Source organism: Donghicola sp. XS_ASV15, from assembly GCF_041224595.1.
GTDB lineage: Bacteria > Pseudomonadota > Alphaproteobacteria > Rhodobacterales > Rhodobacteraceae > Donghicola.
This window is the reverse complement of sequence record NZ_JBGFGN010000075.1, coordinates 1-3,068: the sequence shown is the minus strand read 5'-3', so window position 1 is coordinate 3,068 and position 3,068 is coordinate 1. Positions and strand designations below refer to the sequence as shown.

Sequence of the window (3,068 nt, the reverse complement as noted above, 5' to 3'; positions counted from 1 at the left end):
TCGACATGCGCCACGAGTTGGTAAAATTGTCCGAGCTGATCGATTGGGAATGGGCAGAATTCTTCCCCTCGAAAGAGGGGCGCCCGGCAACGCATCCTAGGCTGGTCGCCGGGCTGATGTCTACAGCACGTGTACCGCTTGGCCGATGATGCCGTTGTCGCGCGGTGGGTCGAGAACCCGTACTTTCCGCACTTCACTGGCGAGACATTCTTTCAGCATAAGCCACCGATCCACCCATCTTCGTTGAGCCGGTGGCGGGATCGGATCGGTGAAGACGGCGCGGAATGACTGCTGACCAAAACGATCGAGGCGGGGCGGGCCGCTGGTACTCTGGATGACGTCAGCCTCAAACGTGTGGCCGTGGATACGACGGTCATGGAAAAGGCCATCAACCATCCAACGGACGCGAAGCTCTTCGAGAAAGCACGCCAGAAACTGGTCGCTTTGGCGCATGAGGGTGGTCTAAGCCTGCGCCAGTCTTATGCCCGGAAATCCCCTCGGTTGGCGCAGCAGGTCGGGCGCTACGCCCATGCGCGCCAATTCAAACGCATGCGCAAAGCACTGAGAGCATTGAAAGGATACACGGGACGCGCGCTGCGTGACATGCGTCGGCAGATCGACGTCATCCCACAAGGAGCCTATCGGGAGCGGGCCCTTGATATGCTGGTTTTGGTAGCTGTTGCACCAGACGCCGAAATCCAAGGGTAAGATCTACGCTCTGCACGCGCCAGAGGTGGACTGCATCTCCAAGGGCAAGGCACGGGTCCGCTACGAATTCGGCACAAAGGTCAGCATTGCGACGACCCTCGCTGAGGGCTTCGTGGTTGGCATGCGTGCAATTCCGGGCAACCCTTACGACGGGCACACCTTGGCCGAGGCGCTTGAACAGGTCGAAACGCTCACCGATCAGCGCCCCGGCCTGGCCGTGGTCGACCGCGGCTATCGCGGGCATGGCGTCGAGAAAACCATGGTTCTGATATCTGGCCAGCGTCGCGTCCTGACACCATCACTCAAGACCTTGCTGCGACGGCGCAGCGCAATCGAGCCGGAAATCGGACACATTAAAGCCGATGGTCGTCTCGCCCGTTGCCCCCTGAAAGGAACTTCTGGCGACGCGATCTTCGCCGTGCTGTGCGGCTGCGGTCACAACATCCGCAAGATACTCGCCCACCTCAGGGCGCTTTGGCGCGCCCTCATCACCTGGGTACTGGTGGAACTTCTCACGCAAAAACTCCAGAATACAGGCCCTCAAACCGCCTGAGTGCGTTGTCCAATGCCGACTAGCGTAGGATTCTGCACTCTCCGGCATCAGACCCTCACTTGGGTGCTCGGCAGGATCGCCGACCACAAGATCACGCGACTGGACGAGCTAATGCCTTGGCGTTACGCTGCACGTGCAGCATAACGGGCCAAACCGGAACGGCGCCAGAGCGCCATCATCGGACGGTCACCCAGCGGGTAAGGAAAATGAAGAGAAAACTCGTTATTCACATCGGGCTTAGAAAGACCGGCAGCTCTGCGCTCCAAGAAATTGTCGCCCGTGAAAGCAATTTTCTCTTGGAATATGGCATTCACTACCCTGATCGGATAATAGGATTTCCGGCACATCAGGAGCTTGCTTGGTCATTGATGTCACCACCACCGCCGTACTTTAACGAAGAATTACCTCGAGACGAGGTTTTCGACCATTACTGCACCGTCATAGACGCTAATTCTGAAAAAGGCCTTACAACGGTACTGTCGTCCGAAGATTTTTCTCTTTTGACCTTCAATTATGAAGCGCTTGAGTACCTCAAGTCGCGTTTGGCGCAGTATGAACCGCTGGTAGTTTTTTTCGCACGCAACCCGATCTCTTACCATATCTCGAACTACAAGCACTCGCTCATATCGCGGCGCGAAACCCGTGCATTTGTGGATTACGTATTCGACGTCGAGGAGCTATTGTTCGCGAGCTCACCGATTATCCAAAATATCTGGGCTGGCATTTTTGGATCCGATCGCATTTTGGTTCTGAAATACGACCCTAGCACATTTCAGAAGAAAAGCATCTTCGCGTATTTTCTAGAAAAGGTATTTGATCTGGAAATCGAAGATCACTACAAGAATTTCAGAAGCAATACAGGTATTCCGAACGAAGCCGTGGATTTTGTTCGCGCACTCAATCGTTCGGAGATAAACGACGACGAGCTAAAAGAGGCCAAGGGCGCCGTGTCTCGTATCGGGCTACCGACTGACGATGAAGCCTTCCTCGTCGGTCAACTCTCACCGGAAGAACTCGCGATTCTCAGAAAGTTGCACGGTGCGAGTTGACCTGCTCCCGGCTTTGATGATGTGATCGCCCCCCAACGGCCTTGATGTGCCAAGGTGGGTCTGCGGTGATCCACAAAGGAGGACGGCGTCGCGGTTGACCATGCCACGCTGAACCGTTGGGTGGTGAAATTCGGGCCCCTCATTGCCGATCGGGCCCAGGCGAGGAAGCGCCCGCCGGCCAAATCCTGGCGGATGGACGAGACCTACATCAAGGTGAAGGGCCGCTGGACCTACCTCTACCGTGCCGTTGATCGCGACGGTCAAACGCTTGATTTTATGCTCTCCGAGCGCCGCAACTTGGCTGCCGCGCGGCGGTCATTGGCGAAGACGCAGCAGGTGTGGTGACGTACAACAGGTCACTCGTGGCCTTGCTGACGCATTACGGCGCTGCCCCTAAGGCCTGTAAACCCTATCGTGCAAAGACGAAGTGAAAAGTTGAGCGGCCTTTCCGGTACATCCGCCAAGACTTTTTCCTGGCACGCAGCTTCCGCAATTTACAGGATTTGAATGCGCAGTTCTCCGCATGGCGGGCAACCGTTGCCAACCCGCGTGTTCATGCCACCACGGGCCGCGTCGTTGATGACGCCTTTGCCCTAGAGCAACCAGCGCTGATCGCATTACCGGCCCTGCCGTATGATGCTGTGCTCAGTGTGGAGCGCCGGGTCAGCAAGGACGGCATGATCTCGGTCGATGGCAACCTTTACAGCGTACCGGATACAGCACGCAGACGCACGCTGGAGGTCCAGAACCATACGCGG

General features: G+C 56.7%; 1 protein-coding gene and 3 pseudogenes. All 4 read left to right on the top strand.

All coding sequences use genetic code 11. From position 1 onward, the window contains the following. Nucleotides 1–1,261: pseudogene (locus AB9K37_RS01825) on the top strand (IS5 family transposase); the annotation flags it as partial. 206 nt (nucleotides 1,262–1,467) lie between these two features. Then, on the top strand, nucleotides 1,468–2,310 hold the full coding sequence (locus AB9K37_RS01820; protein WP_369835295.1) for a hypothetical protein: 843 nt from the start codon (nucleotides 1,468–1,470) through the stop codon (nucleotides 2,308–2,310). Between the two features lie 78 nt (nucleotides 2,311–2,388). Further along, nucleotides 2,389–2,625: pseudogene (locus AB9K37_RS01815) on the top strand (DDE-type integrase/transposase/recombinase); the annotation flags it as partial. Then, nucleotides 2,616–3,068: pseudogene (locus tag AB9K37_RS01810) on the top strand (IS21 family transposase); the annotation flags it as partial. The pseudogenes AB9K37_RS01815 and AB9K37_RS01810, both read left to right, overlap by 10 nt.

Coding starts and splice junctions, on each gene's coding strand:
- AB9K37_RS01820 (WP_369835295.1), top strand. CDS start 1,468: ATGAAGAGAAAACTCGTTATTCACATCGGGCTTAGAAAGACCGGCAGC.